21 protein-coding genes are annotated in these 22,932 nt (G+C 71.6%); 9 read left to right on the forward strand and 12 right to left on the reverse strand.

Annotated elements, in window-relative coordinates; genetic code table 11:
• The first annotated feature begins 16 nt into the window (after positions 1 to 16).
• From IF29_RS0135200 to IF29_RS0135215, 3 genes are all read left to right on the forward strand, one after another.
• Positions 17 to 1,372 carry an MFS transporter gene (locus IF29_RS0135200; protein WP_030264145.1) on the forward strand — a complete coding sequence of 452 codons (1,356 nt, stop codon included), beginning with the start codon at positions 17 to 19 and terminating at the stop codon, positions 1,370 to 1,372.
• On the forward strand, positions 1,369 to 2,826 hold the full coding sequence (locus IF29_RS0135205) for an aromatic amino acid ammonia-lyase (protein ID WP_030264147.1): 1,458 nt from the start codon (positions 1,369 to 1,371) through the stop codon (positions 2,824 to 2,826). The genes IF29_RS0135200 and IF29_RS0135205 overlap by 4 nt, the downstream gene beginning before the upstream one ends.
• Positions 2,827 to 3,230: 404 nt before the next feature.
• Positions 3,231 to 3,590: a luciferase domain-containing protein gene (locus tag IF29_RS0135215; protein WP_030264156.1), complete on the forward strand. Its 360-nt coding sequence runs from the start codon at positions 3,231 to 3,233 to the stop codon at positions 3,588 to 3,590.
• A 94-nt stretch (positions 3,591 to 3,684) separates the two neighbouring features.
• Here IF29_RS0135215 and IF29_RS0135220 read toward each other — a convergent pair whose 3' ends face one another.
• On the reverse strand, positions 3,685 to 4,860 hold the full coding sequence (locus IF29_RS0135220) for an acyl-CoA dehydrogenase family protein (RefSeq protein WP_030264158.1): 1,176 nt from the start codon (positions 4,858 to 4,860) through the stop codon (positions 3,685 to 3,687).
• Between the two features lie 177 nt (positions 4,861 to 5,037).
• Between IF29_RS0135220 and IF29_RS0135225 the strand changes: the two genes are divergently transcribed.
• Positions 5,038 to 6,369, forward strand: a complete 1,332-nt coding sequence (locus IF29_RS0135225) for a UDP-glucose dehydrogenase family protein (protein WP_030264166.1) — start codon at positions 5,038 to 5,040, stop codon at positions 6,367 to 6,369.
• A 110-nt stretch (positions 6,370 to 6,479) separates the two neighbouring features.
• Positions 6,480 to 6,896 (forward strand): CoA-binding protein, encoded by a 417-nt coding sequence (locus tag IF29_RS0135230; protein ID WP_030264170.1) that lies wholly within the window; start codon positions 6,480 to 6,482, stop codon positions 6,894 to 6,896.
• Between the two features lie 8 nt (positions 6,897 to 6,904).
• Here the strand turns inward: IF29_RS0135230 and IF29_RS0135235 are convergent, their stop codons facing one another.
• Positions 6,905 to 7,468, reverse strand: a complete 564-nt coding sequence (locus tag IF29_RS0135235; protein WP_030264174.1) for a Uma2 family endonuclease — start codon at positions 7,466 to 7,468, stop codon at positions 6,905 to 6,907.
• A gap of 216 nt (positions 7,469 to 7,684) precedes the next feature.
• On the opposite strand from IF29_RS0135235, the gene IF29_RS0135240 reads away from it, so the two are divergent.
• Positions 7,685 to 8,509 (forward strand): ABC transporter ATP-binding protein, encoded by an 825-nt coding sequence (locus tag IF29_RS0135240; RefSeq protein ID WP_030264177.1) that lies wholly within the window; start codon positions 7,685 to 7,687, stop codon positions 8,507 to 8,509.
• Positions 8,506 to 9,171, forward strand: coding sequence for a hypothetical protein (locus IF29_RS46485; protein WP_030264183.1), 666 nt, complete (start codon positions 8,506 to 8,508; stop codon positions 9,169 to 9,171). Before IF29_RS0135240 ends, IF29_RS46485 begins: the two co-directional genes overlap by 4 nt.
• An 87-nt stretch (positions 9,172 to 9,258) precedes the next feature.
• Here IF29_RS46485 and IF29_RS0135250 read toward each other — a convergent pair whose 3' ends face one another.
• The 4 genes from IF29_RS0135250 to IF29_RS0135265 all read right to left on the reverse strand — a co-directional run bounded on the left by IF29_RS0135250 (position 9,259) and on the right by IF29_RS0135265 (position 13,995).
• Entirely contained in the window at positions 9,259 to 10,899 is a 1,641-nt protein-coding gene (locus tag IF29_RS0135250) for an amidohydrolase (RefSeq protein WP_030264185.1), read from the reverse strand.
• Between the two features lie 175 nt (positions 10,900 to 11,074).
• Positions 11,075 to 12,289, reverse strand: coding sequence for a dipeptidase (locus IF29_RS0135255; protein WP_051726444.1), 1,215 nt, complete (start codon positions 12,287 to 12,289; stop codon positions 11,075 to 11,077).
• 8 nt (positions 12,290 to 12,297) lie between these two features.
• Positions 12,298 to 12,825, reverse strand: coding sequence for a 5-(carboxyamino)imidazole ribonucleotide mutase (purE, locus tag IF29_RS0135260; RefSeq protein WP_030264189.1), 528 nt, complete (start codon positions 12,823 to 12,825; stop codon positions 12,298 to 12,300).
• Between the two features lie 30 nt (positions 12,826 to 12,855).
• The gene (locus IF29_RS0135265) at positions 12,856 to 13,995 is read right to left on the reverse strand and encodes a 5-(carboxyamino)imidazole ribonucleotide synthase (protein WP_030264191.1); all 1,140 of its coding nucleotides are present in this window, start codon (positions 13,993 to 13,995) and stop codon (positions 12,856 to 12,858) included.
• A 253-nt stretch (positions 13,996 to 14,248) separates the two neighbouring features.
• Between IF29_RS0135265 and IF29_RS42670 the strand changes: the two genes are divergently transcribed.
• Complete coding sequence (locus IF29_RS42670) at positions 14,249 to 14,812, forward strand: GtrA family protein (protein WP_051726445.1); 564 nt, start codon at positions 14,249 to 14,251, stop codon at positions 14,810 to 14,812.
• 20 nt (positions 14,813 to 14,832) lie between these two features.
• Here IF29_RS42670 and IF29_RS0135275 read toward each other — a convergent pair whose 3' ends face one another.
• Together IF29_RS0135275 and IF29_RS0135280 are read right to left on the reverse strand one after the other, a co-directional pair.
• Entirely contained in the window at positions 14,833 to 16,122 is a 1,290-nt protein-coding gene (locus tag IF29_RS0135275; protein ID WP_030264196.1) for an ATP-binding protein, read from the reverse strand.
• Positions 16,123 to 16,131: 9 nt separating this feature from the next.
• The gene (locus tag IF29_RS0135280) at positions 16,132 to 16,806 is read right to left on the reverse strand and encodes a response regulator transcription factor (RefSeq protein ID WP_030264200.1); all 675 of its coding nucleotides are present in this window, start codon (positions 16,804 to 16,806) and stop codon (positions 16,132 to 16,134) included.
• Positions 16,807 to 16,911: 105 nt separating this feature from the next.
• Here IF29_RS0135280 and IF29_RS0135285 point away from each other — a divergent pair, with 105 nt between their 5' ends.
• Positions 16,912 to 18,426, forward strand: coding sequence for a peptide MFS transporter (locus tag IF29_RS0135285; protein ID WP_030264203.1), 1,515 nt, complete (start codon positions 16,912 to 16,914; stop codon positions 18,424 to 18,426).
• A gap of 33 nt (positions 18,427 to 18,459) precedes the next feature.
• Here the strand turns inward: IF29_RS0135285 and IF29_RS0135290 are convergent, their stop codons facing one another.
• The 4 genes from IF29_RS0135290 to IF29_RS0135305 all read right to left on the reverse strand — a co-directional run bounded on the left by IF29_RS0135290 (position 18,460) and on the right by IF29_RS0135305 (position 22,860).
• On the reverse strand, positions 18,460 to 19,275 hold the full coding sequence (locus IF29_RS0135290) for a hypothetical protein (protein WP_051726446.1): 816 nt from the start codon (positions 19,273 to 19,275) through the stop codon (positions 18,460 to 18,462).
• Complete coding sequence (locus IF29_RS42675) at positions 19,272 to 20,417, reverse strand: hypothetical protein (protein ID WP_051726447.1); 1,146 nt, start codon at positions 20,415 to 20,417, stop codon at positions 19,272 to 19,274. The genes IF29_RS0135290 and IF29_RS42675 overlap by 4 nt, the downstream gene beginning before the upstream one ends.
• Complete coding sequence (locus IF29_RS0135300; RefSeq protein WP_157624089.1) at positions 20,414 to 21,505, reverse strand: WxL protein peptidoglycan domain-containing protein; 1,092 nt, start codon at positions 21,503 to 21,505, stop codon at positions 20,414 to 20,416. Before IF29_RS0135300 ends, IF29_RS42675 begins: the two co-directional genes overlap by 4 nt.
• Positions 21,506 to 21,576: 71 nt before the next feature.
• A complete protein-coding gene (locus IF29_RS0135305) occupies positions 21,577 to 22,860 on the reverse strand; it encodes a WxL domain-containing protein (RefSeq protein ID WP_030264214.1) in 1,284 nt (427 codons plus the stop codon).
• Between the last annotated feature and the right edge of the window lie 72 nt (positions 22,861 to 22,932).

Raw genomic sequence — 22,932 nt, forward strand, 5'->3', positions numbered from 1 at the left:
ACCAGGAGGCACGTACATGGCCGCCGGCCCCACCGCCCCTCCCGAAGGCACCGCAGCGGACCGGGAACCGCTGCGCGCCTTCCACCTGCGGATCACCGCCACCACCTTCGGCGCCAACTTCTCCGACGGATACGCCCTCGGCATCATCGGCGCGGCGCTGCCCACGCTCACCACCACCATGCGGCTGTCCGGGGTGTGGCAGGGCCTGCTCGGCTCCTCCGCCCTGATCGGGCTGTTCTTCGGCAGCATCGTGCTGGGCCGGGTCGGCGATCTGATCGGCCGCCAGAAGCTGTACCTCTACAACTTCATCCTGATCACCGTCGCCTCCGCGCTGCAGCTGTGGAGCCACGACCCCGCGGTGCTGTTCGCGCTGCGGCTGCTGATCGGCTTCGGGCTGGGCGCCGACTACGCCGTCGGCCCCACCCTGCTCTCCGAGTTCGCCCCGCGCCGGCTGCGCGGGGTACTGCTCGGCTCGCTCACCGTGCTGTGGACGGTCGGCTACGTCACCGCCAACATCCTCGGCACCTACCTCTCCGAGGGCGACAGCTCGGCCCACTGGCTGCTGGCCAGCGCGGCGCTACCCGCGCTGTTGGTGCTGCTGATCCGGATCGGCACCCCGGAGTCGCCGAGCTGGCTGGTCAGCCGGGGCCGGGTGGCCGAGGCGCAGGCCATCAGCCGGCGCTACCTCAAGACCGAGCTCGACGTCGACGCCGCCGCCATCGCCGCACAGACCCTGCCGCACGAGGCCGCCCCACCGGTCCACGGCTACGGACAGCTGTTCGCGCCGGGGCAGGCCCGGAACACCTGGTTCGGCGTCGCCTTCTACAGCGCCCTGGTGCTGCCGTACTTCGCCATCTACACCTTCGTGCCGACGATCCTGTCCGGCCTCCAGGTCTCCGACCCCGATCTGCAGAACCTGCTGCTCAACCTGTTCCTGCTGCTCGGCGGCGTGGTCGGGCTGTGGTTCGTGCAGAAGATGGGCCGGCGCAGCTTCACCATCGGCTCCTTCGCGGTGCTCACCGCCTCGCTGCTGGCACTGGCCGCGCTCAGCGACGCCTCGGCGGTGCTGCTGATGATCCCGTTCCTGCTCTACACCTTCGTGATGTCGGGCGCCTCCAACATCACCCAGGTCTATCCGCCCGAGCTGTTCCCGACCGCCCTGCGGGCCTCCGGCGTCGGATTCCTGAACGGCACCAGCAGGGTGGCCTCGGCAGTCGGTACCTTCGTGCTGCCGGTGAGCCTCAGCGCCCTCGGTGTGGGCTGGTCCATGGTGTGGCTCGCCGGCGTGCTCGCGCTCGGCCTGTTCGCGAGCCTCGCCTGGGCCCCCGAGACCAAGCACGCATCCACCCAGGAAGGCATCCACCACCCTTGAACGCCCCGATACTCACCCTCGACGGCGCCTCGCTCACCTCCGCCGAGATCGTGGCCCTGGCCCGGCGGACCGCCCGGGCCAGGATCGACCCCGCCGCCCGTGACCGCATGCTCCAGGCCCGCCGGACGGCCGAGGAGGTGGTCACCCGCCGCCGCGTCTACGGGTACACCACCGGGGTCGGCGCCAACCGCACCACCGACATCAGCGAGGCCGCCGCCGACGAGCAGGGCATGCGGCTGCTGCGCAGCCACAGCGGCGCCATCGGCCCGCTGGTCCCGGTCGAGCAGACCCGGGCGATGCTGGCGGTCCGGCTGAACCAGCTGCTGCGGGCCGGTTCGGCGATCAGCGCCGACGTGGTGGACCGGATCGCCGAGGCCCTCGGCAGCGGCCACGTCCCCGAGGTGCACACCTACGGCTCGATCGGCACCGGGGACCTGACCGCGCTGGGCGAACTCGGCCTGGCCCTGGCCGGGGAGCACCCCTGGCGCAAGGGCGAGGGCAGCGGCCCCGCCCCCGAACCGCTGGCCCTGGACCTCTGGGACGCGCTGCCGCTGATGTCCAGCAGCGCCCTGACCATCGGTCAGGCGGCGCTGGCGCACCACGACCTGAACGCCCTGCTGGACGCCGTCCCACTGATCGCGGCGCTCTCCCTCACCGTGGTCCACGGCTCCACCGAGCCCTACTCCTCGGTGGTGCACGCGCTGCGCCCGCACGCCGGCGCGACCCGGCTGTCCGCCCGGATGCGGGACCTGCTCGACCCGCTCCCCTGGGAACCGCCGCTGGTGCAGGACCCGTACGGCTTCCGCTGCCTGCCGCAGGTGCACGGCGCGGCCCTGGACGCCGCCGACGCGCTGGAGTCCGTCCTCGCCATCGAGATCAACGCCGCCTCGGAGAACCCCCTGCTCTCCCTGGAGCCCGCCGACTACCACCACCACGGCGGCTTCCACCAGGCCTCGTTGGCGCTGGCCGGGGACCAGCTCCGGCTGGCCGTGCTGGGGACGGCCCAGCTGTCCACGGCCAGGGTCGGGGTGCTGGTCTCGCCGGTCTTCACCGGCCTGCCGGCCTTCCTGGCCCAGGACGAGGACGGCAGCAGCGGCGTCATGATCACCGAGTACGCCGCCCAGTCGGCCCTGGCCGACCTGCGCACCCTGGCCCAGCCGGTGACCCTGGGCCACGCCGTGCTGTCGCGCGGCGTCGAGGAGCACGCCAGCTTCGCGGCCGGCGGCGCCCGGCACCTGCTGGACAGCGTCGCCCTGTTCCGACTGGTCCTCGCCTGCGAACTGGTCGCCGCCGTCCGGGCGCTGCGGATGAACGGGGTGATCCTGGACCCGGCGACGGAGCTGGGCCGCTTCCAGCGCGACGCCGGCGCCGTCCTCGACCCCGGGACCGCCGACCGGGACCTGACCCCGGACGTCGAGGCGGCAGCCGCGCTGTTGGCCCGGCCCTTGCTGTGAAGGCTTGCAGGCGAACGGAGTTGGGGCGGAGGACCCCGGAGGAGCGATGATGGGGGAAGGCCGTCACCGAGCAGGTGCGACCCGTTACGCAGAAGAAGTAGGGATATGCCGTGGGAACGACCGGGACGATTCTGGTGGTGCTCGGCGCCTGGTTCGTCGGCTCTCTTTTCCTGGGGCTGCTGGTAGGCCGCATGCTGCGTTTCGGCCGCCTGCGCCCGGGCCCCCGCGCGGACGACGCGCCGCCTCCCCCCGCCCCCGACCCTGCCCGGACCGAGCCTCAGCCCCCGCCGCGGGACGCCCGCCCGTAGCGGTCCGCCGGGGCCGTTCGGCACCGTTCGGCACCTTCGGACGAACCTTTTGCTGAAGGGTGGTGAATTCCCGGGCGTCCAGGGGATGATGGCTGCATGACCGCCACGCGTCGTGCCGTCGAGCAGCTAGCGACCTGGCCCGACCTCAGCACCGCACCGGCCAGTTGCGGCACCGGATCAGCGATCTTCGCGGACGGCCGCGAGATCGTGCACCTGCACACCGAGCGGGATGCCGACGTGCTGCTCACCCGCCCGGTGATCGAGCGCATCCACGACGAGCTGGAGCGCTCCACCGCCTTCCGGCTGCATCCGGGTTCGGCCTGGGCCACCGTGCACCTCGACTGCGACGCCGACGGGGACCTGCTGGTCTCCCTGGTGAGCCTGTGCCTCAAGGCCGACTGCGGCCCCAGCGAGCCCTGCAACATGGGCCGCATCGAGATCATCCACGCCGCCTGAGTCCTTTGTCTCCAGGGGCGCGGGGAACTGCGCTGCCAACCATGCACCTTCGTAGGGCGTTGGCCGCGCAGTTCCCCGCGCCCCTCAAGAGTGGTTACGGCAGGTTCCGTGCCATCACGATGCGCTGGACCTGGTTGGTGCCCTCGTAGATCTGGGTGATCTTGGCGTCGCGCATCATCCGCTCCAGCGGATAGTCCCGGGTGTAGCCGTAGCCGCCCAGCAGCTGTACCGCGTCGGTGGTGATCTCCATCGCCGCGTCCGAGGCGAAGCACTTCGCCGCGGCGCCGAAGAAGGTCAGGTCCCCGTCGCCGCGCTGGGAGCGGGCCGCGGCCGCGTAGGTGAGCTGGCGGGCCGCCTCCAGCTTCATGGCCATGTCGGCGAGCATGAACTGGATGCCCTGGAACTCGGCGATCGCCTTGCCGAACTGCTTGCGCTCCTTGACGTAGCCGGCCGCGTAGTCCAGCGCGCCCTGGGCGATCCCCAGCGCCTGCGCCGCGATGGTGATCCGGGTGTGGTCCAGGGTCTTCATCGCGGTGGCGAAGCCGGTGCCCTCGGCGCCGATGATGCGGTCGGCCGGGATCCGGACGTTGTCCAGGTAGACCTCGCGGGTCGGCGAGCCCTTGATGCCCAGCTTCTTCTCCGGCGCGCCGAAGGACACCCCCTCGTCGCCCTTCTCCACCACGAACGCGGAGATGCCCTTGGAGCGCTTCTCGGGGTCGGTGACCGCCATCACCGTGTAGAACTCGGAGACCCCGGCGTTGGTGATCCACCGCTTGACCCCGTTGAGCACCCAGAAGTCGCCGTCGCGCACCGCGCGGGTCTTCATCCCGGCCGCGTCGGAGCCCGCGTCCGGCTCGGACAGGCAGTAGGAGAACATGCCCTGCCCGGCCGCCAGCGGGGCCAGGTACTTCTGCTTCAGCGCCTCGTCGCCGGAGAGGATCACCGGCAGCGAGCCCAGCTTGTTGACGGCCGGGATCAGCGAGGACGAGGCACAGACCCGGGCCACCTCCTCGATCACGATGACCGTCGCCAGCGCGTCGGCGCCGGCGCCGCCGTACTCCTCGGGGACGTGCACCGCGTGCAGGTCGTTGGCGGTGAGCGCGTCCAGCGCCTCCTGCGGGAAGCGGGCCTGCTCGTCCACCTCCGCGGCGAACGGGGCGATCTTGGACTCGGCGAGCGAACGCACCGCGTCCCGGAGCATCTCGTGCTCCTCGGACACCCGGAACAGGTCGAAGTCCGCGGACCCGTTGGACGAACCATTGGACGCCATGCGCCTCACCCCAAGTTATCTACCGTTAAGTAACATCTGCTCACTCCAGATTCTAGAGCTTCCGGCGTTCAGTGCGTTGCGTGACCTCCGCAACAGCGTTCAGACTTCGCGGGTAGTATCCGCAGGCCCGTCTTACTTGCTCCACACAATCCATCCGGCGGAAGGACGTTCAGCGCCGTGAAGATCACCGTCATCGGGACCGGCTACCTGGGGACCACCCACGCAGCCTGCATGGCAGAGCTCGGCTTCGAGGTCCTGGGGCTCGACATCCTTCCCGAACGGGTGGCCGCGCTCGCCTCCGGGAACGTCCCGATGTACGAGCCGGGCCTGGAGGAGCTGCTGCGCAAGCATCTGCACGGGCTGGAGGGCTCCACCGGGCGCCTGCGCTTCACGACCTCCTGGGAGGAGGTCGGCGACTTCGGCGACGTCCACTTCATCTGCACCAACACCCCGCAGCGGCGCGGCGAGTTCGCCTGCGACATGAGCTACGTCGAGTCCGCCTTCGACCTGCTGGCTCCGCACCTGAAGCGGCCGACCCTGGTGGTCGGGAAGTCCACCGTCCCGGTCGGCAGCGCGGACCGGCTCTCCCGCCGGCTGGCCGAGGCCGCCCCGGCCGGCGCCGCCGCCGAGGTCGCCTGGAACCCCGAGTTCCTGCGCGAGGGCTTCGCCGTCGACGACACGCTGAACCCGGACCGGCTGGTCATCGGCGTCCGCAGCGCCGAGGCCGAGGCCACGCTGCGCGAGCTCTACGCTCCGCTGATCGACAAGGGCACCCCGCTGGTCGTCACCGACTTCCCCACCGCCGAGCTGGTGAAGACCGCCGCCAACTCCTTCCTGGCCACCAAGATCTCCTTCATCAACGCCATGGCCGAGGTCTGCGAGGCCTCCGGCGCCGACGTGGTGCAGCTGTCCGGGGCTCTTGCCCACGACACCCGGATCGGCGGCCGGTTCCTCAACGCCGGCCTGGGCTTCGGCGGCGGCTGCCTGCCCAAGGACATCCGCGCCTTCATGGCCAGGGCCGGGGAGCTGGGCGCCGACCAGGCGCTGACCTTCCTGCGCGAGGTCGACTCCATCAACATGCGGCGCCGCTCCCGGATGGTCGAGCTGGCCCGCGAGCAGTGCGGCGGCGCGCTGCTCGGTCGCCGGATCGCGGTCCTCGGCGCGGCCTTCAAGCCCGACTCCGACGACGTGCGCGACTCCCCCGCGCTCAACGTGGCCGGACAGCTCCAGCTGCAGGGCGCGCAGGTCACCGTCTACGACCCCAAGGCCATGGACAACGCGCGGAAGATGTTCCCCGCGCTGAACTACGCCGAGTCGGTGCTGGAGGCCGTCACCGGCGCCCATGTGGTGCTGCACCTCACCGAGTGGCAGGAGTTCCGCTCCATGGACCCGGACGAGCTCGCCGAGGTCGTCGCCGAACCGCGGATCCTGGACGGCCGCAACGTGCTCGACCCGCAGCGGTGGCGCGACGCCGGCTGGACCTACCGCGCCCTGGGCCGCCCCAGCTGAACCCCGGCCCAGCTCAAACCGCGCCAGGAATGCACCCGCCGGTCCGCCGGTTCTCCCGAGTGACCGGGAGAACCGGCGGGACCGAGGGCCTACGGCCAGGGAGCACACCGATGAGCAGCTACGGCGACGACGCCACCGTCCGCGCGATCCTGGAGGGCACCGGGGACACCTGGGCGGTGGTCGGGCTCTCCAACAACACCGCACGCGCCGCCTACGGGGTGGCCAGGGTGCTGCAGCGCTTCGGCAAGCGGGTGGTGCCGGTGCACCCGTCGGCCGAGACGGTGCACGGCGAGCAGGGCTACCCCTCGCTCTCCGCCGTGCCCTTCCCGGTGGACGTGGTGGACGTCTTCGTCAACAGCAGCCTGGCCGGAGCCGTCGCCGACGAGGCGGTGGCCATCGGCGCCAAGGCGGTCTGGTTCCAGCTAGACGTCATCGACGAGGACGCCTACCGACGCACCCGCGACGCAGGCCTGACCATGGTGATGAACCGCTGCCCGGCGATCGAGATCCCCCGCCTGTCCCGCTGAAGCACGGGTCAGCGATGCCGCTTGGGCGGGTACAGCACCAGCTCGGAGGTGTCGACCGTCCAGTCGCCCACGGAGATCACATCGCCGAAGGTGTACGGCCGCGACTCGCGGTAGGTCTTGCCGTCGCTGTCCCAGTAGTAGAGGCAGGATCCGTTGCGGGGATCAACGATGAGGTAGCGGGGGACGCCCATCAGCGGGTAGTCCCGGACCTTGTCGATGTAGTCGTTCTCCGGATTGGAGGGAGAGACGATCTCCACCGCGAGATGGACAGCGGTGGCGTCGACGGCCTCGGACGTGACTGCGGCGTCCTCGTCCACAACGGCGACATCGGGACGGCGCATCTTCGCCGCAAGCGGATGTTCGATGTCGAATCCCCCCGCGAAGAGGCCTTCCGGCAGCTGCCGGGTGAGCTGGTTGGCAATACGCATCGCGTCCAGGTCATGAGCCCCTGACGGACTTATCATCATGACGATCTTGCCGTCGCTGATCTCGATGTGCGGACCGAACGGCGCCGGCGGCTCGAAGTGCTCAGCAAACTCACGCAAGTGCTGATAAATCGACTGCTCCGTCATGGCTCCACGATAGCGGGCCGGACCCAGAGCCTGCGAAGCCAAGGCTCCACGGTCATCCACGCAGCAGCGAGGCGAGTGCGGCTGGTGTTACGCACGCGCCCTCGGCGACAAGCCGAGCGGCAAGGGCAGAGCGTGCGCTGCTGTCGGAGCCCCTCTCGCCCGTCTTGTCCCCGGAACGGGGACACATTCGGTCCGGGGGGATCTACGCTGTGCCGCATGCGACTCGACCGCATCGCCGTCCGCTACGGCCGCCGTGAGCCCTGGGTGCTGCGGGACGTCAGCCTGGAGCTGGACCAGGGGCAGTTGGTCCGGGCGGCCGGTGGCAACGGGGGCGGTAAGTCGACGTTGCTGCGGCTGGTCGCCGGGGCGTGCGAGCCCGACCGGGGCGCCGTACGGGAACGGCCCGCCCGCCGGGCGTACGTGCCGGAGCGGTTCCCGGCCGCGCTCCCTTTCACCGCCCATGACTACCTGTGCCATCTGGGCCGGGTGCACGGTCTGCACGGTGCCGAGCCCGCCCGGCGGGCCACGGCGATGCTGGAGCGGCTCGGGGCCGCGGCCTTCGCGGGCACCCCGCTCGCCGAACTGTCCAAGGGGACCTGCCAGAAGGTCGCCGTCGCCCAGGCCCTGGTCGGCGACCCGGAGCTGCTGGTCCTGGACGAGGCCTGGACCGGGCTCGACCAGGACGCCAGGGCCACCCTGGACGCGGCCGTCGCCGAGCGGGTCGAGCAGGGCTGCACCGTGCTCTTCGTCGACCACGACCCGACCCGGCTGGCGGGGCTGCCGGCGCTGCACTGGCAGGTCGGGGACGGCTCGGTGACGACCGACGGCTCCGGTCCGGGCAGTCCGAACGTGGTGATCACCGTGACCGGTCGGCCCGGCGGCGCCAAGGGCCTGGCTGAGCTGGTCGGGGTCAGCACGGTCGGCGAACCGTCCCCGGACACGGTCCGGCTGACCGCCGACGCCCGGCACAGCGACGAGGTCCTGCGGGCCCTGCTCGCCGAGCCAGTGGTCCACATCGCCCGGGTGGAGGCCGGCCGGTGAGCGATCTGATCCGCTATCAACTCGCGTTGCTGCTGCGCTCGCAGCGGTGGCTGCCGCCGGCGCTGTTCTTCGCGGTGCTGATCGTCGCCGGGGTCTTCGGCGGCCAGCAGTACGGGGACTCGCTGGGCTGGTGCGCCGGAATGCTGGTGCCCGGAGCGGGCTGGCTCACCCGTACCGTCCTGACCGGGGAGCCGGCCGCGGCCCGCGCCTGCGTGTCCGCTGCCGCGGGTCCACGGCGGGTGCAGGGTGCTGCGCTGGGCGTCGCGCTGGGGCTGGGCGCGGTGCTGGCGGCGGTCGCCGGGGCGTTCGAGTGGACCATGAGCAGCCCGCCACCGGGAGGCGCCCCGGTGGCGCTCGCCGCCACTGCCCGCGACGGCGCCGCCGCGATCGTCGTGGGGCTGCTGGTGGGGGTGGCGCTGGGCGCCCTCTGCGCACCGCCGCTGGTGCGGCGGCCCGCGACCAGCGTGCTCACGCTGGCGGCGGCGTCGGTGGTGCTGCTGGTGGCGCCGTGGTCACCGGTGAACGCGGCGATTCGTGACGCGGCGTCACCCGGTCCGACGGCCTTCCCGTGGTGGCCGGTGCTGACGGCTCTGCTCCTGGTGGCCGTCTGTGGGGGTGTCGTGGTGCGGTCAGCTGCGCGCTATAGGCAGGCACTTGGTTGAGCGCGCAGTTCCCCGCGCCCCTAGCAAGTGCAACTGGCTCAGTTGCAAACGTGTAGGGGCGCGGGGAACTGCGCGGCCAGCCATGCACTATCCGCACCAGACCCGCTCACCTGATACGAACGTCTGCTCGACCTTCGCCGCCCCGATCTCCTCGGCCGGTCCCGCGAAGGGGTCCCGGTCCAGTACGACCAGGTCGGCCACGGCGCCGACGCGGATGGTCCCGCTGTCGTCCAGGTGGTTCACGTACGCCGATCCGGCGGTGTACGCGGCGAGCGCCGTGCCGAGGTCCAGCCGCTGGTCCGGCAGGAAGACCCGGGCGTCGTCGTCGCCGTACCCCCTGCGGTTGACCGCGGTGTGGATGCCCTCGATCGGGTCCGGGCTGCTGACCGGCCAGTCGCTGCCGGCGGCCAGCGTCGCTCCGGCGCGCAGCAGGTCCGCGAACGGGTACTGCCACTGCGCCGAGTCCCCGCCGAGGAAGGGGATGGTGAGCTCGTCCATCTGCGGCTCGTGCGCCGCCCACAGCGGCTGCAGGTTGGCGACCGCGCCCAGCGCGCGGAAGCGCGGGACGTCGTCCGGGTGCACCACCTGGAGGTGGGCCAGGTGGTGCCGGGTGTCGCGGAATCCATTGGCCCTGCGGGCCGCCTCGACCGCGTCCAGCGCCTCGCGCACGGCACGGTCGCCGAGGGCGTGGAAGTGCACCTGGAAGTCGAGGGCGTCCAGCTCGGTGACGTAGTCCCGCAGCGCGTCCGGGTCGACGAAGCTGAGGCCGCTGTTGGCGGTCGGACAGCCGCAGCCGTCCAGGTAGGGGTTGGTCATCGCGGCGGTGTGGTTCTCGGCGATGCCGTCCTGCATGATCTTGACGGAGTCCGCCCGCAACCGGCCCACCCGCAGCCGCCGGCGCCGCTCGACCAGCTCCGGGATCTGCTCGGCGCCGCGCGAACGGTCCCACCACAGCGCGCCGTTGACCCGTGCGGTGAGCCGGCCCTCGGACGCCGCGACCAGGTAGGCCTCGGCGGGGTCGGGCTGGCCGTTGAAGACGCCGAGGAGGGCGTCCTGCCAGGCGGTGATGCCCAGCGAGTGCAGCAACTGCTGCGCCCGCAGCAGCCCGGCGACCCGGTCGGCGAGGGTGGTCGGCGGGACGAGGCGGGCGACAAGGCCGGTCGCACCCTCCTGCAGGGCGCCGCTGGGGGTCCCGTCGGCCTCGCGTTCTATCCGGCCGTCGGACGGGTCCGCCGTGGCGGCGTCGAGTCCGGCCAGTTCCAGGGCGCGGGTGTTGGCCCAGGCCCCGTGGTGGTCCCGGTTCAGCAGGTAGACCGGGCGGTCGGGGACCAGGGCGTCCAGGAACTGCCGGGTGGGGGTGCCGCCGGGGAAGCTCTCCATGGACCAGCCGCCGCCGGTGATCCACTCCCGCTCGGGGTGGGCCTCGGCGTAGGCGCGGATGCGGCGGCGGTACTCGTCCGGGTCGGTGGTGCCGGTGAGGTCGCACTCCCCCAGCTCCACACCGCCGTAGACGGCATGGACGTGCGCGTCCTGGAAGCCGGGCAGCAGCAGCCGTCCGGCCAGGTCGACGACCTCCGTCTTCGGCCCGATCAGCTCGCGGACCTCGTCCTGACCGACGGCGGTGATCAGGCCTGCGGTCACGGCGACGGAGCGGGCGCGGCTGCGGGCACCGTCGACGGTGAGGACGGGGCCGCCGGTGAGGACCAGGTCGGCGTGGGGGGTGGGCATGCGATCTCCAGGGTGGTGCGCTCTACGTGGGCGTTTGGTTTGTCGCGCATGCTTTTAACAAGCACAGCCCCGCGCCCCTGCACGTTTGCAACTGAGCCAGTTGCAGCCCCCAGGGGCGCGGGGCTGTGCTTGATGAAAAGCGTGCGCGACCGACCATGCAGGACCGCACCCGGGCTCAGTGGTCCAGTTGCTCGATCGTGGCGATGGATGGCGCCTCCCCGACGAGCGACCGTGCGACCCCTTCGGCCTCGCGCAGCACCCGGACAGCGTTGCTCCAGGTCAGTTTGGACAGGTCGGCTTCCGACCAGCCCCGGCCGAGGAGTTCGGCGATCAGGTTGGGGTAGCCGGAGACGTCCTGGAGGCCGTCAGGGGTGAAGGCCGTGCCGTCGTAGTCGCCGCCGATGCCGATGTGGTCGACGCCGGCCACCTCGCGCATGTGGTCCAGATGGTCCGCCACCGTCGCCGCCGAGGCCCGCGGCGGCGGATTCGCCGCCTCGAACGCCCGCTGGACCACCATCGCCTCCGGCGTGGTCTCCAGCGCGTGGAAGCCGTGGGACTCCAGGTTGGCGTCGGCTGCCTTCGTCCAGGCGATGGCCTCGGGGAGGATGAACTTGGGTACGAAGGTGGCCATCGCCACGCCGCCGTTGACGGCGAGCTGCTCCAGCACGTCGTCCGGGATGTTGCGCGGGTGGTCGCAGATCGCGCGCGAGGAGGAGTGCGAGAAGACCAGCGGCGCGCGGGTGACCCTGAGCGCGTCCCGCATGGTGTCCGCGGAGACGTGCGAGAGGTCGACCAGCATGCCGAGCCGGTTCATCTCCCGGACGACCTCCTCGCCGAAGCGGGTGAGTCCGCCGGCGGCCGGCTCGTCGGTGGCGGAGTCCGCCCACGGCAGGTTGTCGTTGTGAGTGAGCGTCATGTACCGGACGCCCAGGGCGTGCAGGGCCCGCAGCGTGGCCAGCGAGCCGTTGATGGAGTGTCCGCCCTCGGCTCCCATCAGCGAGGCGATCCGGCCCTCCGCGCGGGCCGCCTCCATGTCGTCGGCGCTGAAGGCGAGCCGGAGCCGGTCCGGGTAGCGGGCGGCGAGCGCGCGCACGCAGTCCATCTGCTCCAGGGTGGCGCTGACGGCCCGGTCGCCGGTGAAGTCCGTCCGCACGTACACCGACCAGAACTGCGCGCCGACACCTCCGGCCGCCAGCCGGGCCAGGTCGGTGTGCAGGTGGGCGCTCTGGTCGGTGGCGATGTCACGGGCGTCGAGGTCGTAGCCGACCTGCCGGCGCAGCGCCCAGGGCAGGTCGTTGTGCCCGTCCACGACGGGGTGCTCGGCGAGCAGCGCCCGAGCCCGGTCCAGCAGTTCGGGCGCGGGGGCGGTCCAGACCGTCGGTTCGCTCATCCGTCCGCTCAGCTCCCGAAGCCGAAGCTGTTGCCGCCGTTGACCTTGGCGCGCAGCTTCTTGCCCTTGTCGGTGGCCTGGCTGTTCAGCTCCTGCTGGAAGTCCCGCATCCGCTCGGCGAGTTCGGGGTCGAACGCGGCCAGCTGACGGACCGCCAGCAGCCCGGCGTTGCGGGCCCCGCCGATCGACACCGTCGCCACCGGGACCCCGGCCGGCATCTGCACGATGGACAGCAGCGAGTCCATGCCGTCCAGGTACTTCAGCGGCACCGGGACGCCGATCACCGGCAGGGTGGTGACCGAGGCGAGCATCCCGGGCAGGTGGGCGGCGCCGCCCGCGCCCGCGATGATCGCCTTGAGGCCGCGGCCGGCGGCCTGCTCCCCGTACTCGACCATCTCGCGGGGCATCCGGTGCGCGGACAGCACGTCGACCTCGTAGCCGACCTCGAACTCGTCCAGGGCCTTGGCTGCGCCCTCCATCACCGGCCAGTCGGAGTCCGACCCCATGACGATGCCGACCAACGGCTGCTCAGGCATGCGTTGTCCCCTTGTCTGACTTATTCAGTCTCATTCGGTGATGTCACCGCGCAGGTAGGCGGCGGCATGGCGGGCGCGCTCCCGGACGTCGTCCAGGTCGTCCCCGAAGACTGTGACGTGGCCAACCTTACGACCGGGCTTCACGTCCTTGCCGTACATGTGGATGCGCAGGCCGGGGTCACGGGCCATGCAGTGCAGGTAGGCGTGGTACATGTCCGGGTAGTCGCCGCCGAGGACGTTGACCATCACGGTCCAGCGGGCCCGCGGCCTGGGGTCGCCCAGCGGCAGGTCGAGGACGGCCCGGATGTGGTTCTCGAACTGCGAGGTGACCGCACCGTCGATGGACCAGTGGCCGGAGTTGTGCGGCCGCATGGCCAGCTCGTTGACCAGGATGCGGCCGTCGCGGGTCTGGAACAGCTCGACCGCGAGGTGGCCGGTGATGTCCAGCTCCCCGGCGATCCGCAGCGCCAGCGCCTGGGCCTCGGCAGCGAGGTCCGCGGAGAGGTCGGGGGCCGGGGCGGTCACCTCGTGGCAGATGCCGTCCTTCTGCCAGGACTCCACCACCGGATAGGCGACGGCCTGCCCGTGCGGGGAGCGCACGACGTCGGCCGCGAGCTCCCGGACGAAGTCGACCTTCTCCTCCGCCAGCACCGGGACGCCGGCCCGGAACGGCTCCGCCGCCTCGGCCTCGTCGCGGACCACCCAGACGCCCTTGCCGTCGTAGCCGCCGCGGGTGGTCTTCAGCACCACCGGGAACCCGGAGCCCTCGGCAGCGAAGGCGGCGACGTCCGCCGGGTCGGCGACCAGCCGGTGCCGGGGGCAGGGCACGCCCAGGGCGTCCAGCCGGGCCCGCATCAGCCCCTTGTCCTGCGCGAACACCAGCGCGTCCGGCCCCGGCCTGACCGCGACGCCCTCGGCCTGGAGCGCCCGCAGGTGCTCGGTGGGGACGTGTTCGTGGTCGAAGGTGATGACGTCGCAGCCGGCCGCGAACCGCCGCAGGGTGTCGAGGTCGCGGTAGTCACCGAGGACGACGTCGTTCACCACCAGCGCTGCCGAGTCCTGCGGGGTGTCCGCGAGCAGCCTGAACCTCACACCCAGCGGGATCGCCGCCTGGTGAGCCATTCGGGCTAGCTGCCCGCCGCCGATCATGCCGACTACTGGAAAAGTCACACCCCTGAGGATATAGGTGCCCGCGGATCGACATCACCGCAGGCCAGGACGGTGGGCACAGTTCCGGCCCGGCCCCCTGCCGAGACGGCCCGTCCAGGTCCCACAGGGATCGTCTATCGTGGAACCTTGAAGTTCTGCAGCCAGGACTCATGTGTGAGTCCCATGAGATGCCTGCGCTGGCCCGGCGACGGAGCGGGTACGCGAACTAGCATGAGATGCGCTCCCCCCACAGCCCTGAAAGAGACGGACACCGATGACTTCGAGCCCCGATCCCGCGCCCGCAGCGCCGAACGTTCTGCGCCGGCTCGTCCATGAGCTGGCCAAGTTCGGGATCGTCGGCATAGTCGGCGTCGTCGTCCAGCTGGTGGCCTTCAGCATCCTGCTCGACTCGATGCAGACGGTGCGCGCCAACATCGTGGCGACCCTGATCGCGATCGGCACCAACTACATCGGCTACCGGTACTGGGTGTACCGCAACGCCGACAAGAAGACCAGGTCGCGCGAGATCACCCTGTTCCTGATCTTCAGCGGCATCGGCCTGCTGATCCAGAACGCCGTGCTCTACGCGCTGACCTACGGCCTCGGCCTGGACACCAAGCTGGAGAAGCTGGTGTGCACCGTCGTCGGTATCGGTGTCGCCACCGTCTTCCGCTTCTGGTCCTACCGGACCTGGGTCTTCAAAGCGATCCCCGAGGCCGCCGCGGACGTGATCGGGGCGGCCGACGCGGTCGGCCAGGCCGAGCGGATCCTGGCCGCCGAACAGGTCAAGCTGAGCACCGAGCACTCCGAGCTGAAGGCCCGGGCCAAGGAGCTCTGACCCTCACTTTCCTTACCTACTCACTTCGCACTCCCGGAGCCCTCAGGGCGCCCCAGGCTTCCTCCTTTTGGCTCGGCCCTGCCGAGGAAGAGTGCGAACACCGGAGGCCGCTGGGACAGCAGTTCCAGGCGGCCTCCGTCCGCTTCGGCGAGGTCGCGGGCGACGGCCAGGCCGATGCCGGTGGAGTTGTGGCCGCTGACGGCGCGCTCGAAGACCCGCGCGCCCAGCTCGCTGGGGACGCCCGCGCCCTCGTCCTGGACCTCCAGCACCACCGAGGAGCCGCGGACCCGGGTGCGGATGGTGACCGCACCGTCCCCGTGCATCAGCGAGTTCTCGATCAGTGCCGCCAGTACCTGGGCCACCGCCCCCGAGTTGCCCAGCGCCAGCAGTCCGGGCGGGCCCTCCAGGTAGAGGGTGCGTCCGGCGCGGCGCAGCGCGGGGCTCCACTCCTCCGCCTGCTGCTTGATCACCTCGTCCAGCTCGAACGGCTTCGCCGAGCTCTTGCGCTGGTCCCGGCTGTTGGTGAGCAGCCGCTGCACCACGTCGGTGAGCCGTTCCACCTGGCCCAGGGCGATCGCGGCCTCCTCCCTGACCGTGGCCAGGTTGTCGGTCTCGGCGATCTCCTCCAGCCGCATCGACAGCGCGGTGAGCGGGGTGCGCAGCTGGTGCGAGGCGTCGGCGGCGAGGCGGCGCTCGGCGGTGAGCATCCTGGCGATGCGCTCGGCGCTGGCGTCCAGCACCTCGGCGACCCGGTCCAGCTCGACCACGCCGTAGCGGCGCTGCCGGGGGCGCGGGTCGCCGGAGCCCAGCCGTTCGGCGGTCTCGGCGAGGTCGGTGAGCGGGCGGGCCAACCGTTTGGCCTGCCAGACCGCGAGCAGGGCCGCCGCCACGATGGTGAGCAGCGCGACCAGGGCCAGCAGCAGCAGCATGTTGCGGATATTGCGGTTCAGCGGCCCGCGCGACTCCTGGACGGTGACCTTCTCGCCGTGCGGACCGGTCTCGGTGGCGCTGACCGGGTCGTCGCCGGCCGGCTTGTCACCGAGGGTGATGGTCGGCTGCCCCGGCAGCTCGACCACGGCGTAGCGCTGGGCGTTCTGGCTGGTCAGCCCGGACAGTGCCTCGGCGTCGATGGGCTCGCCGGCGACCAGCCGGTTCTCCACCACCCCCACCAGGTGCAGCGCCTCCGAGGTGACCTGCTCCTGGGCGTTGCTCTCGATGCTGCGCTTCTCGACCAGGGCGAGCGGGGCGCAGAACAGCGCGACCACGACCAGGACGACGGCGAGGGTGGAGTTGATCAGCCGGCGCTGCACGTCTGACTGCTAGCCCTTCTCGAAACGGAAGCCGACGCCGCGCACGGTGGTGATGTAGCGGGGGCTGGCGGCGTCGTCGCCGAGCTTCTTGCGGAGCCAGGAGATGTGCATGTCCAGGGTCTTGGTGGAGGTCCACCAGGTGGTGTCCCAGACCTGCCGCATGATCTGCTCGCGGGTGACCACCCGTCCGGCGTCCCGTACCAGCACCCGGAGCAGCTCGAACTCCTTGGCGGAGAGCTGGAGTTCCTCCTCGCCGATCCAGGCGCGGTGCGACTCGACGTCGATCTTCACCCCGTGGGCCCCGGTGGTGAGGTCCACCGTGCCGCGGCGCAGCAGGGCCCGGACCCGGGCCAGCAGCTCGGCCAGCCGGAACGGCTTGGTGACGTAGTCGTCCGCCCCGGCGTCCAGGCCGACCACGGTGTCGACCTCGTCGGCGCGGGCGGTGAGCACCAGCACCGGGAAGCCGTGACCGTCCGCGCGCAGCCGCCGACAGACCTCCAGGCCGTCCATCCCGGGCAGGCCGAGGTCCAGCACCAGCAGATCGATGTTGCCGCCCTCGAGACCGGCTTCCAGGGCCGAGGGGCCGTCCTCCCGGACCACGACCTCGTAGCCCTCCCGGCGCAGTGCGCGGGCGAGCGGTTCCGAGATGGCGACATCGTCCTCGGCGAGCAGTACACGGGTCATGCCCTGATCGTAGTGCCCGACGATGCACGAACGGCCCTCTCGACCGGCGAGGTCACAGCGCGTCACCTAACGTCGCATCAGGGACGGGTCGGGAGAGGCGGGCGGATGGCGCAGGACGCGGTGAACGGCGAGGACGGGGCCCCAGCAGCCGGAGCTCCGGCCTCTGAGGACAAGGGCTTCTTCGGGCATCCGCGCGGTCTGGCCACCCTCTTCGGCACCGAGATGTGGGAGCGCTTCAGCTTCTACGGGATGCGCGGGCTGCTGACCCTGTTCCTGGCCACCCCCAAGGACCAGGGCGGTATGGGCCTGGACTCGGCGACCGCACTGGCCGTCTACAGCGTCTACAACTCCCTGATCTACATGCTGTCCATGCCCGGCGGCTGGATCGCCGACCGGCTCTGGGGCGCCCGCAAGGCGGTGCTGATCGGCGGGGTGGTGATCACCGCCGGGCACTTCGTACTGGCGATCCCGGCGACCCAGTCCTTCTACCTGGGGCTGATCCTGATCGCGATCGGCACCGGGCTGCTCAAGCCCAATGTCTCCAGCATCGTCGGCGCCCTGTACGCCAAGCACGACCTGCGCCGGGACGGCGGCTTCACCATCTTCTACATGGCGATCAACATCGGCTCCTTCTTCGCGCCGCTGGTGATCGGCACGGTGGGCCAGAAGGTGAGCTGGCACCTGGGCTTCTCGCTGGCCGGCGTGGGCATGTGCCTGGGCCTGCTCCAGTACGTGCTGGGCGCGCGGCACCTGGGCGGCGCCGGGCGGTACGCGAGCCGGCCGGCCGAGCCGGACGAGCGGCGCAGGGTGCTGCGGCTGGCCGGGCTCTGGGCCGCGATCGCGGTGGTGGCCTTCGGCATCGACGGGCTGCTGGGCACCTTCTCGATCCACCAGGTGGTGAACGTGCTGGCGGTGCTCGGGGTGGCACTGCCGGTCTACTACTTCACCCGGATGCGGCTGGACAAGGACCTGACGCCGCTGGACCGGACCAGGATCGGCGCCTACATCTGGTTCTTCATCGCCGCCGCGGTCTTCTGGATGATCTACGACCAGACCGGATCCACCCTGAACCTGTTCGCCACCAACCAGACCAACCTCTCGGTCTTCGGCTGGCACTTCCCGTCCAGCTGGTTCCAGTCGGTGAACCCGCTGCTGATCATCATCCTGGCGCCGCTGTTCGCCTGGATGTGGGAGTCGCTGGCCAAGCGCGACCGGGACCCCAGCACCCCCAACAAGTTCGCCACCGGGCTGCTGCTGATCGGGATCTCCTTCGGGGTGATGGCGCTGGCCAGCCTGGCGGCGGACGGCGGCAAGCTGGTGTCGCCGCTGTGGCTGTGCTCGGTCTACCTGATCCAGACCGTCGGCGAACTGTGCCTGTCGCCGGTCGGACTCTCGGTGACCACCAAGCTGGCGCCCGCCAAGTTCGTCAGCCAGATGCTGGGGCTGTGGTTCCTGGCGGTCGCCACCGGTGACGCGGTGGCCGGCTGGACCACCCAGCTCACCAAGGTGATGAGCCAGAACGCCTACTTCTACAGCCAGGGGGCGCTGGCGGTGGTCTGCGCCATCGCCTTCTACCTGGCGGCCGGGCGGATCCGGGCGCTGATGGGCGACGTGAACTGAGCCGACGGCCCACGTCGCCCGTGTGCAGCCCGCTCAGCGCGACCGGCGCAGCCGGCGCCAGGGGGTGAGCACGAACACCGCCGCACCGACCAGCAGGATGCTGCCGCCGAGCAGGCCGAGCGCCTGGAAGGTGCCGCTGTCGCCACCGGTGCTGGCCAGATCGCCGGTGGAGGAGGAGCCGGTGGAGCCGGAGGACGACGAGCTGGACGAGGAGCCGCCGGTGGTCGAGGTACTGCCGGTGGTCGAGGTGCTGCCGGTCGTCGAGGTGGTGCTGCTGGGCGAGCTGGACGCGGTCGAGCCGCCGCTGCTGCTTCCGGAGCCCGCCGCGACGGTGAGGGTGAGGCCGACCTTCGGGGAGTCGGCCGTGCACTTGGTGTCGGTGCCCAGGACCGTGATCGTGTACGCCGCCGGGCTGAGGGTCACCTGGCCCGCCTTGGTCAGCTTGAGCGTGCCGGTCATCGCCGAGATCACCATCGGGGAGTTCTTGGGGATCGCCGGATTGGTCATCGGCCCGCTCACCGACACCGAACCGGACTGGGCGCCGCCCACCGTGATCGTGCCGCTCGGCTTCACCGTGTTGGGCTGCAGGTCGATGATGCCGGGGTTGTTCGACGCGGCCTTCACCGTCGTCCAGGTGACGGTGACGGTGTCGCCCACCTTCGGCGAGGAGCTGGAGCTGGTCAGATCGGCGATCGAGGTGCCGTGGACCGTGCCCAGCCCCACGCCGGCGGGCGGGATGCAGGTGGTCGCGAAGGAGAGGTCGGCCGCGGCGGCCGGTTCCACGCCGGAGAGCAGTGCCGCGCCGACCGTGGCCAGCAGCGCTACCCAGGCAAGCCTGTTTCTGTTCACGCGTCGATTCCTTTGTCGAGGAGGGTGGAGGAACCAGGGGTGCGGGCCTGGGCAGTGCGGACAAGGGGGTCGGCCGGGGCGGGGCCGTCGTCGGCCTTCGGGAGCACAGGGCCGGAACCGGGGGCGAACCACGGCAGCGTGGGTGCGAGCGGTACGGCCCGCGGCGGATGCGCGGGCATCGGCGGAAGCGCCAGGGTGTCGTACTCCCGGCCGGGCGCGGCTCCGGGAGCAGCGCGCCGCCGGGCCCGGCCCAGGAAAGGAGCCGGGGCCGGATCGGGGTCCGGCCGTACCCGGTCGACCACGGCGAGGCCGGTCCGGAACAGGCCCACCGGGACCACCACGCACAGCAGCAGCCAGAACAGGGTGACCCCCCAGGGCTGCGGCAGGCGCACCTGCTGCACCGTCAACTCCGTCCCGCCGTAGTCGAGTTCGACGGAGTAGCCGCCGTGTGCGCCGGCCGCGAAGTCCAGCGGCACGTCGATCTCCTGCCGGCCGCCCGGGGCGATCACCCCGCTCCACTGGTACTCCTGCCAGTCCGTCGAGTAGACCGAGTGCGACGTCCCCATCCGGAACACCGGATCGGTGATGGCGGAGTTGCCCACATTGGCGATCATCGCCTTGAAGGTGCGGTGCGGGGGCGCGCCGAACCAGGTCATCAGGGAGCCGCCGCCGCTGATGGACGCGGTGAGCGGCAGCATCGTGCCCGGGGTCTGCTTGATCGGGACGCTGGCGACGCCGATCACCGGGAAGGGGGTGTCCACCGTGACGTTGGCCCCGGTCACGGTGGTGGCGTGGATGACGCACGGGCACGGCTGGGGCGGCTTGACCACCGCCAGCTGCACCGCGAAGCCGCCGCCCGCGCTGGTGGTGAGGGCCCGTCCGGTGGCGTTGGCGCAGCTGTCCGTGCCGTTGACCGCGTTCTGACCGCAGAGCAGCACGGTGACGGGGGTGTTCACCGGCCATCCGGTCCCCAGGATGGTGGCGGTCGCACCGGGTGCCGCGGTGCCGGGGGTCGCTTTCGCGGTGGCGCCGGTCCCGGCGGCGCGCGCGGGGGCCTGCGGCAGCAGGACCGGCAGCGCCAGCGCCAGCAGCAGCGCTCCGGCGAGCAGGGCCGCCAGTCGCGGCAGTGGACCGACCGTCATGCCGCGGCCTCCACCCTGACCCGCCCGCGCCGCCAGGACCCGCCGCCCCGCTGCGCCCGGCGCCGCCGGGACCGCAGCCGGCGCGCGCCGACCAGCAGCACGATCAGCAGCAGGACCAGTCCGACCAGGAACCAGGGCACGGCGAAGAAACTGGTGCCGGCGGTCGCCGAGATGTCCGTGCCCGCGATCGACAGCTTCAGGCTGACGTGGTCGAACTGCGGCGGATGCGGCCAGGGGGCGGTCAGGGTGACCGACTGGCCCGGCAGCAGGTCGATGCCGAGGTCCTTGGGCACCGAGTTGAGCACGGTGCCGCCGAACCACCCGCTGGCCTTCAGCGCCAGGGTCGGGTGCACGGTGGTGTTGCCGCGGTTGACCAGGGTGTAGTGGACGGTGGCCGAGGAGGAGCCGATCCCGGGCACCAGCGGGGCCTTGCGGCTCACCGAGACGTCCTGCAGGCTCACCGCCGGCACCGCCGGCCCGGACACTCGCAGGTAGACCCGGGCGCCGACGGCGCGCTTGATGCCCACCGCCACCTTGCCGTTGCTGCTGGTCCCCACCGTCGCGGTGTCGAGGGCGACGATGGCGCCGGGGTGGTCCCCGGGTTCGGCGCCCTTGGGCACCGTGATGGTGAAGGGGATGTCGGCGCGGTGGTGCGCGGGGACGGTCAGCCGGTTCACCTTGAGGTGCGCCCAGGCGCCCACGCCGAGCTGCGGCTGGTCGGCCGCGCGCAGGGCGAACCCGCCGTCGCGCGGGGTGTTGTAGGCGTCGGCCCCGTAGAGCTGGAAGGTGATCGGCGCGGCGGAGGTGTTGAAGACGGAGACGGTGTCGCTGACGGACGCCCCGGGGGCGGCCTCCAGGTAGAAGTACTCGCGGTCCGGCAGGGCGTTCTTCGCCTTGGAGGCCGGGACCGGGTAGACCGCCCAGCTCCCGTTGTCGGCGGCGGGGGCGAACGCGGGCGCGCCCGCGGGCGCCGCGGCCGGAGCGGCGGCGGGGGCCGTCCCCGCACCGAGGAGGAGGCCGCCGACGGCCAGCAGTGCGGCCAGCAGCACCCTGAGCAGACGGGGCGTCAGTGGTCGACGGTGGTACATCGGCGGTCCTCCAGCGGTGCGGGGTCGGTTGAGGGTTCAGGCGCCGTGGAGGGACCGGGCGCCTTGCGGGCTCAGGCCAGGGTCAGCGTGAGCGTGGAGGTGTAGTTGCCGGGGGCGGTGAACGCCGGGACGTTCAGCGAGAGGTCCGCCGTGGCGCTGAACTGACCACCGGTCAGTGCCGCCGCGGGGGTGCTCGCCAGGGTCGCCCCCGCCGTGCCGACGGTGCCCGCCGAACCGGCGGCGCAGGTGCTGGGGCTGCCCGAGGTGGTGCTGCAGGCAGGCGTCCAGCTGAGGTTGGCCGCCGGCAGGGTGCTTCCGGACGGGCCGACGAAGTTGGTGTTGCTGGCCGTCAGCGACCAGCCGCTGGCACCGCCGCGGTAGTCCTTGACGGTGATGGCGTTGAGCGACCCGGTGGAGCTGCCGCCGGTGCCGAAGTCGACCGGGGTCATGGTGACGGTGTCACCGGCCTGGGTCATGCTCAGCGTCCCGCTCTTGACCGAGCTGTTCAGGGTCTGCGACGCGCCCCCGGGCGGAGTGACCGGGATGACGGTGTACGCGACCGGCGGCGCCGCCGTGCCGGCGTCGTAGGCCGTCCCCTCGAAGGCGATGATGCCGGTGGTCGCCGCCGCGCTGACGGTCAGCTGGACGCTGAACGCGCCGGTGCTGTCCGCCGTGGCGGTGGTGGCGTCACCCGTCGCGCTGGTCCCGGCGAAGCCGGCCACGGTGATGGCGGCGCCGGGGGTGAACCCGGTGCCGGTCACGGTGGTCTTCGCGCCGGGCGCGCCGGAGCTGGGGTTGACGGTCGCGACCCGGCCGTTGGGTGCGGTCGCCGGGCTGGCGGTGATGGTGTTGGACACGCCCGCGGGCGGGGTGTCGATGGTGCAGGGGATGTCGATGGTGATGATGTAGTTGGAGTTGATGTTGTAGTTGCCGGGGCTCAGCGTGATCGCCCCGGCCTGGGTGACCGTGAAGGTGCCGGTCATGGTGAAGCCCGGGAAGGCCGCGTTGCCGGCCACCGGCGGGTTGGTACGGGTGCCGGTGACGGTGACCGAGCCGGTCTGCGCACCGCCCAGGGTCACCGTGCCGGTGGGCAGCACGACGTCGGCGGGGAGCGCCGTCGCCGTGGGGTTGCCCGCGGCGGGGGTGGTGACGTCGTAGGTGACGGTGACGGTGTCGCCGACCTTGGGGGCGGCGTTGGAGACGGTGATCTCCGAGGTGGTGTTGCCGTGGATCGGCGACAGGCCGAGGCTCGCCGGGGGCGTACAGGTGGTGGCGTAGGACACCGAGGTACCGGCGGTGTCCGCCTGCGCCTGACCGGCCAACGCCAGCGGCGCCGCCAGGACCAGCGCGACCAGACCTGCCTGGAGGCCGCGGTGTCTGCGCCGCGGCGTCCGGGTCGTCCCGGGTCTCTGCAAACTGTGGAACAC

Origin of the sequence: Streptacidiphilus jeojiense (assembly GCF_000719095.1) — a bacterium.
Lineage (GTDB): Bacteria > Actinomycetota > Actinomycetes > Streptomycetales > Streptomycetaceae > Streptacidiphilus > Streptacidiphilus jeojiensis.